We start from the raw sequence: 15266 nt of genomic DNA, 5'->3' as shown, positions 1-15266 counted from the left end.
TTTTTAATCGTTTGACTATCAGAAGAAAAATTAATGATAAATCAAATTTTGTTTTAAATCCTCTTTTTCCGATACTCAAATGGGAAATAATCCATTTTTTTATTATATCTTTGCTCAAAGTTCCTTGATTTTCATTTTGTTATGCAAAACAAAAATGCTAAAAATTCTTGGAACTTTTACTTTTCCTTCAAAAAAGTTTAGACAGGTTTAATATTTCATATGTCCTTTTAAGTTCTATTTTGATATATTTTCTATTTCTCTATTAGTACAGAAACTTTATTTTCCAATATTCTTCTATTTGTTGACTTAAATGATTCGTATCTATAATTTGGATCCTTTATCATGTACTGTGGCCCATAGCAGGATTGTAAATATTCATCCTCTTTTTCAGGAATGGAAATTATAATTCCTTTGTAGTCAATGAATTTTGGGTTCATGTATGGTTGTTTTATCTCAATAGGTCGTAAACCTCCAAAACGTTCTTGCATTTCATAAAAGTGAAAGGACTCTGGTACAAAACTAATATGTGTATACATTTCATTTGTTTGTTCATCAATTGAATAGAAAAATATATCTGCATGAATACCTTTATAAGAAAAAACTATCTCACGACCGTATTTTCCCCCATCAATTTGAAATTCTTTTATTTTTTTAAATCCATATTTTTCCAACACAGAAACAATTAAAGGAGAATAATCTTTTAAAAACATTCCAAAATCGGTATCTGTATCATGTTCTATATAGCTACCATCTCGTATCAAACCTAAAAGAGTTCCAAAATCTAACCAATAAGGCAATTCTAACTCTTTCATAGCGGCTGAAAACGAAGATAAGAGTTCAAAGTGAACTTTTTTAAACAATTCATTTTGTTTTTTACGTTGTTTTTCACGTTTTTTACTTAAAAAAAGTCGTACATTTTTTCCAAAAAATGAATTATTATTTTTTAAGTATTTAGAAACATATACTCTAATTTTTTGATAAGTATTCATCGTTTAATGTATTGATATGAATATTTTAATCTGTATAACAATATAGCTAATTCCGAAAATAATATCACGGAAATAAAACCATATAAGTTTTTTATAGATAGTAAGTACAAAATTAATATTAATATGCTAAATAAAAAAAAAGAATAAATAACACTAAGATTAAATTGTTTTTGAAAACCAAAAGGAATCATTACACAAGAACCTAAAAAATAAGTTAAATAACATAGTATTATCATAATCCCGTAGAATCGTACTGAAGGAACAGCAAGGAGCATTTGTTCTCCACCAAGTATTTTCACTACAAAAGGCGTAAAAAGTAACAAAACAATATACAAAACGATCGAACCAATAAATAAAAAATTAAAAGCTAAATGAACCATCTTTACACTTTTAGTATAGGCTATCCGAGGATAAATAGCAGTATTAATAACATTAGCTGGTAGCATGAATACTCCCCAGATTTTTTTTGCTAAATCATACCATGAAACTTCTATATACCCCAAGGTTCTTCCGATAAATATGGTTGTCAATTGTGCGATACCTACTACCGATAATCGAGATAAGAAAAAGGGAAACGAAGTTTTAAGATATTTTATTAGATCTCTATAGTTTACTCTTATTACAGTTCGTTTTTCTTTATAAAAAAGGAGATAAAATGCTATCAAGGCTCCCACTAAATTCCCTAAAATTTGTAATATAGGGATTCTTATAAAGTCTGTCTCTGAAGTTATCAATATAAAAATTAAAAAAGTAAAAAATATCTTCGAAACAGAATCAATGACTACCATGTATCTCATCTTTTCTATTCCTTGGAAGTACCATACAGGAAGTAGCCATTCTGACAAACAGTATCCATAAACTAATGCAAATAAAAACTTATTCTCAGAAAAAAAATCAAAAATGAATATAGTAGATAAGTAAAAAAAACCAACAATAAAAAAAATAGTCCCTTTAAGCAAATAAACTGTAGAAATTATTTTATTTAATTTTTCTGGAGTATCTCTATTTTCAGCTACATCTTTCGTTGCGTATATATTTATACCAAAGTTTACAATAATCACAAGTATAGCAGATATCGCTTGAGCATAGGCTACTAGTCCGTAGTTATACTCCCCTACAACTCTAATCAAGTAAGGATATGTTAATAAAGGGACAAGTGCTAGCAATATTTGGAATACACCTAGATAAGAAATATTAGACAAAAGAAGACGATTATTCTTTATGACAATCTTTACCTCATTATTTTTTTTTTTAATCTCCTTACAGCACATTTTTCTAAAAACTTTTTTTAATCATTTCTTTCAAATACTCCTTTAAAGAATTTGTATTTATATCCATAGGATTATTTTGCAAACGAGTATGATTTACCGCTGAAACTATGTTGTCAATATTAGTATTTTTACCTAAATTTACAGATATGCCTAATGATTCTATGTATTCAATAAAAAAATATTCTTTATCCCTATTTTCAACTCCCAAATAGGCTAAAAGTTTATCTATTTTATTCTTATAAACATGCTTTTTTTTAGGTTCTTTGTAATACTTTAATGCTTCCGAATTCCATTTGAAAAAATAAGGAAAAAACAAAGCTACTGCGTGTCCGTGAGAATACCCATATTCGGATGTTAAGAAATAAGAATATGCATGAGGTGCTGTTGTCTGCGTAATGTTTATTGCTTTTCCAGCTAAAACAGAACCCTCTGATACTTGATCTCTTAATTCTTTTGTTGGATTATGTATTAATTTGGGTAAATTGTGAAATATTTTTTTTATCGCCTCTATCGCAAATTCTTCAGATGTAGGAGTTGATTTTACATTCCAAAAAGATTCAATAGCTTGTGATAACGCGTCAAAACCTGTACAGGCTGTTAAATATGCATCATTGTTGTAGGTATATTTAGAAGCTACTATGGCTAAATCTGGCAACACTCTTGAATCCGCTATTGAGTATTTAATTCCATTCTTATATAATACGGCAAAATGTGTAACCTCAGCTCCTGTACCAGAGGTTGAAGGTAAACAGATAAGAGGGAGAATTCTTTCCGATTTGTTCAAAAAATAAGGTCCATTAGTTTCTACATTTCCTTGATATGAATAGAAAAATCTCAATAATTTTGCCATATCCATAACACTCCCTCCTCCTGCTCCTATAATACAATCTGGTTTAATTAACAATAATTCTCTAAGCCCTTTTTGTAAATCATCGTGCTGTGGATTAGGAGAAAAATCTGAAAAAAAATAAGTTTTTTGAATACCCACTTTCGTAAAAACCTGACATAAGTCTTCTTTAAGACCAGAACTTAAAAAAGAACCTCTACCGCATACAATAAATATTTCTTTAGATTTTATTTTTTTTAATTCATCACAAAGAATATCTATGTAGTTATTTTCTATAATAGTCATCTTTCTTGCAAAAACTGTATAAATTGTTTTTTATTTTCAACAGGAGAAGATTTCGGTCGACCAAGATTTTTTCTAGCTCCTTTCTTTACTTTAATTTCCAAAAAAACAGGAAGTGAATATGTCTCATTCTTGAAAAAAAGTTCAATGTCCTCTATTTTTTCCAAAGAAAAAGCAGATTTATAACCTAACGAAAGAGCCATATTGCAGAAATCTATTTTATCTGCAATAGTGGGTTGTCCTCCTACAGAATCATGAGCGGCATTATTTAGCATTATATGTAAGAGATTATTAGGCGACACATCTCCTATAATGCCCATCCCTCCCATATGCATCAACACCGAGCCATCTCCATCTAAGCAAATTATCCTACGATTAGGTTTACCCAAAGCAACTCCTAAAGCTATTTGGGAAACATGTCCCATAGAACCAACATTAAGAAAATCTTTTCCTTGAGAAGATGAAAACTGTTCTCTTATCTCATAGAGTTCTCGCGAAATCATACCAGTAGTAGCTATAAAAACATCAGATTCATTAGCATTGGAAACAACTGCTTTTATAGCTTCCTCTCGGGTAATTACTCCAAGTTGTTTATTAGATTCTGCTTGACAAGTTATGAAATCACTAAAAGTATCTTTTTTGATCACAATAGCATAAGGAGCATTGTTATCTCTCATGAACTCATAGGCCTTATCTATTTGTAGGAAAGCCTCATACTCATTTTTAGATAATACCGAATAAGGTATGCCCATTGTGTCCAGAAGTTCAAGTGTCACTTCACCTTGCTTAACGTGTTGAGGCTCATCTTTGACACCTGGTTCACCCCTCCATCCAATAATCAAAAGTGTAGGTATTGAATATACTTGTTTATCGTGTAATGATAAAAGAGGATTCACAATATTACCTAATCCAGAATTTTGTAAGTATACCACAGGTATTTCATTCGTAGCTAAGTACACGCCCGCAGCAAGTCCCATTGCACCTCCTTCATTAGCTGTAATAATATTTCTAACTTCTGGGTAAGTTTTATCAAAAGTAATACAAGCACATAAATGTTTTAAAAGAGAATCAGGAACTCCTGCATAAAAAAAGGAGCCTTGTTTATATATCTTGGATATAAATTTTTGTGGAGAAATCATAATTAACTATCACTATTTGGTATTAAATTTAAAATTTGCTTTATTGGCATACAATAATCCCTACTAGCTTCATAAGATCTGCCATTAGTTAATATTGATTTCGCAGTATTAACCATAGCTGGGTAAGCACTACGTAACAAATGATTTGCATAAATAACAATATTTACCCCCCATTTTATCAATTCTTCTTCTCTTATATGATTGAAAGTTGTAGGCACAACTACTATGGGGATAGCATTACATTTCTTTCGAAACTCTTGACAGAATTCTTTTATATCCTCTCCATTTTTTTCTTTACTATGTATCATTATTCCATCAGTTCCAGCCCCAACATATGCATAGGCTCTTTCCAGTGCATCTTCTAATCCTTTTCCTGCAATAAAGCTTTCTATTCTAGAAATTATCATAAAATCTTGTGTAATCTGCGCCCTTTTTCCTGCTTTTATTTTTTGGCAAAAATTTTCTATTGAATCTTGCGTTTGAACAGCATCTGTACCAAACAAGGAGTTTTGTTTTAATCCTATTTTGTCCTCTATAATAACAGCAGAAACCCCAAGTCTCTCTAATGTTCTAACAGTGAATACAAAATGCTCTAATTTTCCTCCTGTATCACCATCATAAATAATAGGCTTAGTAGTGCACTCCAAGGAGTCATTTAAAGCATGTAAGCGAGTTGTTAGGTCTACTGCTTCAATGTCAGGTTTACCCTTAGAAGTAGAATCCGTTAAGCTACTGCACCACATTCCATCAAATTCTCTTTTAACTCCATTAACTTCGACACTTTCATTTTCAACAATAAGTCCTGTCAATCCACTATGAGATTCACAAATACGAACAATATCCTTAGCGTCTATAAGTCTGCGAAGCCTTGCTCTTCTAAAATCTGGTGTTGTTCCTATTTCTTTTAAATACTGATTAAACTTCGTAGATGAAACACCGACAGTGTAAGGGATGTCAACAACAATTCCCCCCCACTCAGACAACTTATCAACAACTTTTTGTCTTACTTGCTTTTGAACACCCTCTTTCCAATCATCTCCATGTACAACATAATCTGGCCTTAGTTTTTCAAGGTTAGGTACGTAATCTAAAGTTGTTTGAGGGATAACTTCATCTACGCCTTTCAGATTTATTACAATTTCCGAACGTTGTTCGTAATCAAGAAAAGGAAGCCTTTTGTAGCTAGCTATTGCTTCATCAGTAAGAACCCCAACGATTACTTTTCCTAAATTTTTAGCTTCTTTAATAATGTTTAGATGTCCTGTATGAACGAGATCTGCACTCATACCTACATACACAATTTTTTCCTTCATAAAGTCAATTGATTAATAATAAGAATTCTATGAACCATTAGTTTTATTTTCCATGTTATAGATTTAAAGCTTATAGAAGTATGGAACAATTGGAAAAACTTAATTTTTTTCACTTCTATATTTTGTAGATACTAAAATCTCTATGTTAGTAAAAAATAAATTGAATTAGTATTTTTTCTTAAATTTTGACGATTTTTTCAAAGTGTGGTGAAAGGAACCCTTTCATTCTAAAAATGTTTTTCCGACTATTATTTTGCAACTTCACATTTCTATTAACCATGTTTTTAATATCTAATACTACTACAATTTTTAAACTATCTATTAACCACCTCCCTAATATAATCCTTCACACATTTCTTAGCTTTCCAACCTAAAGATTCGGTTTTTTCTGTTATTACGTCTGATGCCATTCGGTTGCCTTTTCGTTCGGGTAGCATCTCTATTTTACCACCAAACATTCCCGCTATTTCAAGAACGGTGTAAGTTTCCGAATTTCCAATACCAAATTCATCTCCTGAGCCTTTTTCTCCAACTAACAATAAGCCCTCAATAATATCGTCAATGTGTGTGAAATTCCGTTGCTGTGTGCCAGGGGAAACTACTGTTAAGGGTTCGCCTTTTTTCATTTTTTCAGAAAACAAGGCAATGAGCGTGGCATATTTGCCTTCACTGATTTCTCGTTTACCATAAACATTGTAAAAATAGACGATGGCATATGTTAGTCCGTACCATTCTCCGTAGTTTTTAATTAGTTCAGTATTAGAGGCTTTTGACCAAGCATACGGACTTTGATTTCTTCCAATACCTCCATCTCCAAATTTTGTACTGCTACCTGCATAAACCAATTTGCAATTGTGTCTTCTGCAAAATTCTAAAACTTTTGATGTGCCTACTTTGTTGAATAACAGAACTTTGTCAATGTCTTCAAAACTCTGTTCTACACGAGAATATTCGCCTAAGTGATAAACCAAATCGGGTGCAAAGTTAATCAATTCAAAGATATATTCCGTACTTCCTTCAATATATGTTACACCTGCGACGTGATTATCTCTACTCCCTGTAAAATAATTGTCAAGTGAAAATACTTCATTTTCAGTGTTTTTTACGAGTGACTCGCATAAATTTGACCCTACAAATCCCGCACCTCCTGTTACTAATATTTTTTTGGTTTTACTCATTTTTTCTATTAAACTATCCTTTTTTGTAGCTTTTAATAGTACTAATTTACGTGATTTACTCCTATTTGAAAATACTGAAAGCCCTTGCTGGGTAGGTCAAAAGCATTGTATTGGTTTCTCCCATCAAAAATGACTTTTTCTTTCAGTAATTTGCCTATTTCGTCAAAATCGGGCGAACGAAATTCTTTCCATTCAGTAAGTAAAAGCATTGCGTCGGCTCCTTTTAAGGCTTCATATTTGCTTTCAAAGTAGCTGATTTCTAAATCTTTTAAGTAAAATGTCTGTGCTTCGTGTGTTGCTTTAGGGTCGTAAGCTCTGATTTTTGCTCCTCTTTTTACAAGTTCCCTAATGATGTAAATTGCAGGAGCCTCACGCATATCATCGGTTTCAGGTTTGAAAGATAAACCCCAGATAGCGAAAGTTTTTCCAAATAAGTCTTCACCATATTTTTGGATAACTTTTTGAGCAATTACGTATTTCTGACGATTATTTACATTATCTACCGAGGCGATGAGTTCGGCATTATAGCCAACCTCTTCTGATAATTTTTTTAGAGCCAGAACATCTTTCGGAAAGCAAGAACCGCCATAGCCACAGCCAGGGTAAATGAAACTATATCCGATGCGTGAGTCTGAGCCAACGCCCAATCGTACTTTATTTACATCAGCTCCTACACGTTCGCAGATGTTGGCAATTTCATTCATAAATGAGATTTTTGTTGCAAGCATCGCATTGGAGGCGTATTTTGTCATTTCGGCAGAACGTACGTCCATCGTGATAAAACGTTCGTGTTGTAAAAAAAATGAAGAGTAAAGGCTTTTCATTTTATTGAGGGCGTAATCAGTTTCTGCACCAATTACCACTCTGTCAGGCTTCATAAAATCCTGTACGGCTTTTCCTTCTTTCAGAAATTCTGGATTGGAAACAATATCAAATTCTATTGAAACTCCTCTTCTTTTCAATATTTCTGAAATGGTGGCTTTTATCTTGTCTACGGTTCCTACTGGTACAGTAGATTTATTAACTACAATTAGCCTTTTCTGTATTGACTCGCCAATGGATTTAGCAACGGAAAGAACGTATTGTAAATCGGCGGAACCATCATCTCCCATAGGGGTTCCTACAGCGATAAATACAATCTCAACATTTTCAATGGCTTGAGCTAAATTAGTTGTAAAAGTTAAGTTTTTACTTGCCACATTGCGCACAACCATCGCTTCAAGTCCTGGTTCGTATATGGGAATGATACCCTTTTTTAATTTTTCAATTTTCTCTGAATTTATATCAACACAAGTTACGTGATTTCCCACTTCGGCAAAGCAAGTACCAGAGACCAATCCCACATATCCTGTTCCTACTACGGCTATTTTCATTTATGTTTTGAATGTTAAAAAAAATACAACTTTTTATTCCGTTCTGCAAAGATACATTTTTTAATCGTTAATCTCAGTATTGGTTTTTGATTTTCTTCCAGAGGATACAAAAAAGGAGAGGAAAAGTTGTGGAAAGAAAATTTTTATTTAATTTTGTTGGGGTAATTCTTTTTCAAATTTTTTATGCAAGTGAAAACTCGAAAAACAATAATTATTGTATTTGCAATAGTTTTGGCAGTGTTGTTGAATTATCTTCTTCCTTATGAAGAAAAGGTAAATAAAGGATTGGCTCTCTTAGCGTTAGTAGCTATTTTGTGGCTTACTGAAGTGATTCATATCACGGTTACAGCATTACTAATTCCTGTTTTGGCAATATTTTTTGGTCTTGAACAAACAAAACCAGCCTTACAAGCCTTTGCTAATCCTACTATTTTTCTATTCTTTGGAGGTTTTGCCATTGCAACAGCGTTGAGCGTTCAGCGGTTAGACCAGTACATAGCCAATAAGGTAATTTCGTTGGCAAGGGGCAACTTTGCAGTGGCAATTTTTTTGTTGCTTTCCGTTACGGTTTTGCTTTCGATGGGAATTAGCAATACGGCAACTGCAGCAATGATGATTCCGCTTGGGATTGGAATGCTTAAAAATTTGGATTACAAATCTAATAAAGGAACTTATATGTTTGTAATTCTGGGGATTGCTTATAGTTCAAGCATTGGAGGAATGGGTACTTTGGTGGGTTCGCCACCAAACGCCATTGTAGCTTCACAGCTGAATTTAACTTTTTCAACTTGGTTGAAATACGGAATTCCTGCAATGGCTGGATTGATGCCTTTATTCTTGTTGACTATGTATTTTGTTTTCAGACCAAAGCTAAATATCAAAGTAGATTCAAATGCTCAAACAGAAAAGCTGAATAAAAAGCAATATGTTACTATTGCTATTTTTGTAGTGACGGCTATTTGTTGGATTTTGGGAGAATATCTAAATGAGTTGATTTCACACTTTTTAGGAATTGATAAAATAGGCTCTTTTGATGCAGTTGTGGCGATAGCAGCTTCTGTATTGGTTTGTTTGTCAGGGGTTGCAAGTTGGAAGCAAATACAAGAGAATACCGATTGGGGAGTTTTGATGCTTTTTGGTGGGGGACTTACATTGAGTGCTATCCTTACCAATTCAGGAGCTAATAAAGCAATGGTTGATGCTGTTGTGTTCCTTGTGGAAGGTAAACATTTCTTCCTGATAGGATTACTTGTTGCTGCATTCATAATTTTCCTTACAGAATTTACCTCAAATACAGCCAGTGCCGCTTTATTAGTGCCTATTTTTATATCAATTGCTGAGGCTTTGAATATGAATCCGTTAGGGCTTTCTTTGCTCATTGGTTTGGGAGCTTCCTGTGCTTTTATGCTTCCTGTAGCAACTCCTCCGAACGCAATTGCATACGGAACGGGAATGGTAGGGCAAAAAGATATGATAAGGGCAGGATTTGTGCTGAATATATTAAGTATAATTTTTCTTTCAGTAATAGCATATTTATTCTGGTTTTGATAATCAATAATGGGTGGTTAATAGGCATAAAATAGTTTATTAACTGCTCATTTTTTGTATATTTTGTATGAAAATTCTTCTTCTTTCCGATACGCATTCATATATTGATGATAGAATTATTGCTCACGCTCAGCAAGTTGATGAAATTTGGCATTGTGGTGATTTCGGTTCTATTGAAGTGATTGAAACTTTGAAAAAAATAAAGCCTTTACGAGGAGTTTATGGCAATATTGATGATGCGAAAATCAGGGCTGAGTTTCCAGAAGTAAATCGTTTTTATTGTGAAGATGTAGAAGTTTTGATGATTCACACAGGAGGGTATCCTAATAAATATTCTCCTCTGGCAAAAAAAGAAATAGAATTGAAAACGCCTAAAATATTCATTTCTGGGCATTCGCATATACTAAAGGTTATGTACGATAAGAAGTATCAATTGTTGCATTTAAATCCTGGGGCGGTGGGCAAACACGGGTGGCAAAAAGTACGAACAATGATTCGCTTTGAAATTGATAAAAAGGAAATCAAAAATATCGAAATTATAGAATTTCAAAGATAGCTTCATATCTCATCGTAAAAAACAACTTAAAGTAAAAGTTAATATTTTTTAATTTTTAACTTTTGACTTTTTCAAATTTTGAATGTCTGATTTTTCTTACTTTCTTACTTCTGACTTAAGCAGAAATGAAATAACAATCCATATAGTTTCCTAAAATTTTGTATATTTCAAAATAATGCGCTACTTTTGAGGGCATTATAACAAAATCTAATATGAAACTACTTATTTCTTTTTTGTTGAGTTTTTCAGTTTTTTGTATCTCACAGGCTCAAGTTACTCCTACAGTAAACATTTCCGACCATAATGGGAATGTTTCTAATATTAACATTAATTGTGATTATAATTTTGCTCCTAACAAAAGTATCACATTAACAGCTAATTATCCTACTATTCATCAAACGCAAAGTTATGATGTGGTTTCTATAACATACGCTCCTGTTGCTTCTTTTTCGGCAGGAACGATAATAAATATTGAAGGAAATTCGGGAAAAAAAGACGACGTTTTTAGTAAGGTTTTGCCACTTCCTTTTGAATTTTGTTTCTACGGAAATCAATTTCAGGAAGTTGTAGTGAGCGACAATGGTGTGGTTAGCTTTGGAGCAGGAAATAGCAGTGGAGATAGCCCTTATACTATAGCAGGGCAAAATCCAAATTTGGGACTTACCAAAAATGCTATTTTTGGAGTCTATCACGATTTGCAAAATGTGGATAAGGTTCGTACACTTACGCAAGGAACGGCTCCTTATCGTCAGTTTATTATCAATTATGATGATATTCCGCAGTATGGTAGCCTTCGAAAAAGTACAACTCAAATTGTTCTGTATGAAACTACGGGCGTCATTGAAGTGTACATAAAGGATAAGCCTGAGAATGATGCTACTAATATTTCTGAATTCCGAAAACAGGCTCTTATTGGCATTATCAACGCTGATGGAACACGAGGAGTTTCGCCTCCAGACAGAAATACAGGTATTTGGTCAGCTTCACAGGAGGCTTGGCGTTTTGTGCCATCAGGAACTACAACCATCAACGTGCAATGGTACAATGCGGATAATGGAACATTTTTAGGTTCAGGAAATTCAATTAATCAAGCACCAACAATCAATACTCGTTATGAGGTTCGTGTGACGTATAATCTGTGTTCGCCTGTTACAGTGACGGATGTGGTACAAGTTTCATTTTCAACGGATTTTCCAACAGCAAAAGATGTAGAGCAGATTTATTGTTTAAATTCAGGAGAAACGCAAACGGTTGATTTGACAGCTTTCCAGACGGCTATCAATAATGATGCAACACTTACTTTTTCATATCACGAATCTGAATCACAAGCACATAATAATCAATTTCCTATAACTAATCCTAAAAATTATTCATTTACGACAGATAAAGTTGTTTACGTTCGTACTTTACGAAGTGGTATCTGTTATGCTGTATCACGAATAAACTTACGAACCAATATTCGCCCAAACATAGCAACTCCTACAACACCATTTGATTTTTGTGATACTGGCAATGATTTGCGAGAAAACATCAATTTGAATAATATTTCTATTTCAGGAGTTAACTATTTGCATAACAGAGCTTTTTTTGAAAGTTTAACTGATGCACAAAACAATATGAATCCAATTGTTGCAATAAGTAATTATCAATTGAATGTTTCCTTACCGAGCAGAGAAAAAACGATTTATGTCCGAATATGGAATCGTAATTTTAATGATGCATCGTGTGCAATCGTAATTCCTGTGCGTTTGCTGTTAAAACCTTATGTTGAGGTTACTCCGCACGAGGCTTTGATATGTGGTGTTTTGGAAGGACAGGCTATTAATCATAATTTAACACAATATGTAGCTAATATGGTTTCAGGTACTTTAACTTATAATTTGAATAATGTTAAGGCTACTTTTTATAGATATGCAAGTTACACAAATCCAATTACCGACCCCACCAATGCCGCAATTGTGATGAATGCGACACTTTACGTAAAACTTGAGTATCCTAACTTTTGTGAGTCGAGAACTACTCTGAAACTCACCGCTGATGTGGATTGCGATGGAGCACCAGGAGGTGGCGGAGGCGGTAATGGTGGCGGAGGTGGTGGAGTCGGAGCTCCAGCATTGTGTAATGTTACTTTTCCATTAAATGTTAATTTAGAGAGAGATTACTTTCCGCATTATCTTCCTGCGGGGCTTACGGCTACTTCTGTTACTATTGTTGGATTTTATGATGATGCAGCGATGACTTCTCTTATAACCAATCCAACAAGATATGAACTTACTGAAGATAACACGCCTAAAAACGTATATGTAAAATACATAATTAAAGCGAGTAACACTGAAACTTCTTTGGATTTTGTAGTAAATGCCTCCGAAAAAAGAACACTGCCAAAGAATACATTTGCAATTTGTGATGTGTTGAATAATGGTAGAGAAGAAGTGAAATTGGTGCCAGAGTATCGTAAAATACTTGAAGAGCTGTATCCGTTTAGTAATCCGTCAGTGCGATTTTTTCTAACAGAGGTAAATCGTAATCTTTATTTAGCTTCAAGTCCAAGAAATGAAAGCCTTGTAACAGAATCCGTTGAAGTTGTTGGAACACAAACCACTACCGCTTATGCTTTGGTTTCATTGGAAGGCTGTCATTATGAGTATGACCTTCATTTTCTGTTAGAAAAAATAAACGTTCCTATAGTTTCAAAAACGATATGTGATTTTAATGATGATAAACAAGAGGCGGTTAATTTGGTGCGTTACAAATCAGATATTGATGCTCAACTTACAGCAGACCAACGTTCAGCAACTACATTGATAAGTTATTATTATTCAGAAGCAGACGCTCATACTGCAACCAATCCAATTACAGACGAAACACAGGCTCAGGTAAGTACTGGACAGATGTCAGTCTTCGCTCGAGTGGAATTTAAAGAAGGTTGTTTTGTTATTGTTCATTTGCAATTTAGCTTCACTACAGCTGTGGACTTGCCTGTGGTAACTACGCTGAATGTTTGTGATATTCTCAATGACGGAACTGAATCGGTGGATTTGAATAAATCTATAAGTGGAGCCAATGCGAGTTCAACGATTAGTTTTTTCAACAATGAGGCAGCCGCTGATGCAAACGATTCTAATTTTTTACTTGGAATGTATAATCCAACGCAAACTGTTTCCATAACACTTACCACAGCTTCAACTACAGTGTACGTCAGAGTACTGGATTTGGTTACTGGTTGTATAAAAGTATTGCCCTTGCAAGTCAATCTTATTTCATTTCCCGAAATAACAAATAATCGTGTTGCTATTTGTGATTTTGCTAATAATGGAGAAGAAAATGTTTCACTTGCTGAAATAAAAGGCCAATTGGTAGCGAATAATCCAACAACGCTTAATGATACGATGGATTTTGCATTGTATTTTTCACAAGCAGAAGCTATCTCGGCAACAGCCTCACAAACGACTATAAAGGCTACACAAAATCTAACGGCTTGGGTTCGGATTACACCTGCTGGAACAGATTGTTTTTATGTGAAAGATATTAATTTTGATTTAATAGCTTCGCCAGTTGTGCAAAATTTAAACAAAACAATCTGTAATAATAGTAGTAGGAATCTGTCAGGAGATACCTCAGAAGTTGTAAATCTGAATGCTTACAGAGATGAAATTGTAGGAAGAACGTTAACATTAGATGATAATTTCCGTTTCTTTACCAATGAAAATGACGCATTGAGCGGAAGTAATGAAATAGGAACAAATTACACCATTACAAGTTTTCCTGTGGTTGTTTACGTTCGGACAGAAAATAATACAACGAATTGTTATTCAGTTTCGTCAATAACGTTTAATGAATACCCACAATTGGCAGTTTCTGATACGAGTATTGCTTTTTGTGCTGATGGGCAGCTCAATGGAAACATTAATCTGACAGAATATCCTGCTAAAATGGTCTCAGATACAACAATGTATGATATTACGTATCACGAGTCGCACTCTAACGCAGTTAATGACATTCCTATTACTTCCGATATTACAAATTATTACGTGATTCCGACATCGGTAATATGGATGAAATTCGTTAACAAAGACACAGGTTGCTTTGTTATCAAGCGATTAGCGGTGTCAATTTATCCTTCGCCGAAAGTAAATCCTGTGTTCCAAAATCGTTGTGACACTGACTTATCAGGAACTTTCACAGAAGATTTAACACAATACATAACGCAAATAATTACAGGAGAGCCCAATGTGAATTTGTTGTACACTTTTACTTATCATACAACTTTGGCTGATGCTCAAAACGGAACAAATGCAGTAGCTACGCCAACAATATATAAGTTTTCGTACGATGATTTTCAGCTTAATCCTTCTGTACCTAATCAGCGTCGTCATAGTGTTTTTGTGCGAGTTGTGGCGAATGGAGGTATTGGGTGTGCATCGCAGTCGGTTATCAATTTTGATGCTTTCTTGAAGCCTGTTACCAACACACGAACTACAACGCTGACACTCTGTGATGATAATTCAAACGATGGTTTACAAACCTTTGATTTAACCCAAGCTCAGAATGCTATTTCCACACAAGCTGGAGTTAATTTTACGTTCTATCCTACTTATGTTGATGCTCAAAATCAGACCAATGCTATTGCTAATCCAGCTTCTTACACGAATGTAAATCCATATTCTGAAACGATTTTTGCACGACTTAATGCCAATGGTTTCTGTGATGATTGGGCTGCCATCAATCTTGTTGTATATCCGTATATTCAAGCTACTGATAGAGAGGCAA

The 15266-nt window shown here is 33.9% G+C and carries 9 protein-coding genes and 1 pseudogene; 3 read left to right on the top strand and 7 right to left on the bottom strand.

Annotated features, from left to right (window positions below; all coding sequences use genetic code 11):
- Positions 1–251: 251 nt before the first annotated feature.
- The 7 genes from YW9_RS0107390 to YW9_RS0107360 form a co-directional block, all read right to left on the bottom strand.
- On the bottom strand, positions 252–989 hold the full coding sequence (locus YW9_RS0107390; RefSeq protein WP_018279543.1) for a LicD family protein: 738 nt from the start codon (positions 987–989) through the stop codon (positions 252–254).
- Positions 986–2260: an oligosaccharide flippase family protein gene (locus YW9_RS0107385; protein WP_018279542.1), complete on the bottom strand. Its 1275-nt coding sequence runs from the start codon at positions 2258–2260 to the stop codon at positions 986–988. The genes YW9_RS0107390 and YW9_RS0107385 overlap by 4 nt, the downstream gene beginning before the upstream one ends.
- Positions 2261–2264: 4 nt before the next feature.
- Positions 2265–3392, bottom strand: a complete 1128-nt coding sequence (locus tag YW9_RS12670) for a phosphonoacetaldehyde reductase (RefSeq protein WP_018279541.1) — start codon at positions 3390–3392, stop codon at positions 2265–2267.
- On the bottom strand, positions 3389–4528 hold the full coding sequence (gene aepY, locus YW9_RS0107375) for a phosphonopyruvate decarboxylase (RefSeq protein WP_018279540.1): 1140 nt from the start codon (positions 4526–4528) through the stop codon (positions 3389–3391). Before aepY ends, YW9_RS12670 begins: the two co-directional genes overlap by 4 nt.
- Positions 4529–4530: 2 nt before the next feature.
- Complete coding sequence (gene aepX / locus YW9_RS0107370) at positions 4531–5841, bottom strand: phosphoenolpyruvate mutase (protein WP_018279539.1); 1311 nt, start codon at positions 5839–5841, stop codon at positions 4531–4533.
- Between the two features lie 314 nt (positions 5842–6155).
- Positions 6156–7019, bottom strand: a complete 864-nt coding sequence (locus YW9_RS0107365) for an NAD-dependent epimerase/dehydratase family protein (RefSeq protein ID WP_018279538.1) — start codon at positions 7017–7019, stop codon at positions 6156–6158.
- Between the two features lie 41 nt (positions 7020–7060).
- Positions 7061–8392, bottom strand: coding sequence for a UDP-glucose dehydrogenase family protein (locus YW9_RS0107360; RefSeq protein ID WP_018279537.1), 1332 nt, complete (start codon positions 8390–8392; stop codon positions 7061–7063).
- 183 nt (positions 8393–8575) lie between these two features.
- On the opposite strand from YW9_RS0107360, the gene YW9_RS0107355 reads away from it, so the two are divergent.
- From YW9_RS0107355 to YW9_RS12665, 3 genes and pseudogenes are all read left to right on the top strand, one after another.
- Entirely contained in the window at positions 8576–9940 is a 1365-nt protein-coding gene (locus tag YW9_RS0107355) for an SLC13 family permease (RefSeq protein ID WP_018279536.1), read from the top strand.
- Between the two features lie 67 nt (positions 9941–10007).
- Positions 10008–10496 (top strand): metallophosphoesterase family protein, encoded by a 489-nt coding sequence (locus tag YW9_RS0107350; RefSeq protein ID WP_018279535.1) that lies wholly within the window; start codon positions 10008–10010, stop codon positions 10494–10496.
- A 212-nt stretch (positions 10497–10708) separates the two neighbouring features.
- Positions 10709–15266 (top strand): annotated as a pseudogene (locus YW9_RS12665) (hypothetical protein); the annotation flags it as partial.

The sequence above is a fragment of the Capnocytophaga cynodegmi DSM 19736 genome (genome assembly GCF_000379185.1).
Lineage (GTDB): Bacteria > Bacteroidota > Bacteroidia > Flavobacteriales > Flavobacteriaceae > Capnocytophaga > Capnocytophaga cynodegmi.
The sequence above is the reverse complement of the archived record's forward strand: the minus strand, read 5'-3'. Positions and strand labels throughout refer to the sequence as shown.